Source organism: Lunatimonas salinarum, from assembly GCF_017811155.1.
Taxonomy (GTDB): Bacteria; Bacteroidota; Bacteroidia; order Cytophagales; family Cyclobacteriaceae; genus Lunatimonas; species Lunatimonas salinarum.
The window spans coordinates 1-505 of the sequence record NZ_JACVCV010000114.1 but is presented as its reverse complement, the minus strand read 5'-3'; the positions used below and the strand labels follow the sequence as shown (position 1 = coordinate 505).

1 protein-coding gene is annotated in these 505 nt (G+C 43.8%); it reads right to left on the bottom strand.

What is annotated here, in order from left to right; genetic code table 11:
* Nucleotides 1-162 precede the first annotated feature (162 nt).
* Nucleotides 163-505 (bottom strand): hypothetical protein (locus tag IAQ59_RS22140; RefSeq protein WP_209333028.1); only part of this gene is annotated, 343 nt, incomplete at its 5' end.

Genomic DNA, 505 nt, shown 5'->3' with positions numbered 1-505 from the left:
AAAACTTTGCGGAAAACAATGTCTCAAATTGCAAAGGAATTTGGGATTGGCAATGTGTTCTATTGTCTGGCTTAAATGAGGATCTAAACCAAGAGAGCTTTGAGGGCAAAACGGTACATTTAAACCTCAGGACAATGCTGAAATGGTTACATTGGTCCCGAATTACTGCGGTTGGCCAGCAACCAACCGATAGGAATACAGGGTATGAAAATCTTCCTCTATTCCTGCCCTTTCCTGGTCTTTTAGCGCTAGAATTTGCCCTTTGCTGTCCACCAAGGCTGAATAGGGATTCATGCTTTTGGGAGTGAATTGATCAACGGTCAGGTTAGTAAAATCTAAGTCAAAAACAGCCATTTCCATGGGAAAGGAGTACACAAGTTTCATTCGCTGGGCCGGGTCTGATACATCGTAGACCGCCTTTGTCTCCGGAGAAAGGCCCTTACTGTAAATGACCAAAAAGTGATCTTCTAGCGGCAAAAACCGGTGTATCTGTGGTATGCGATAT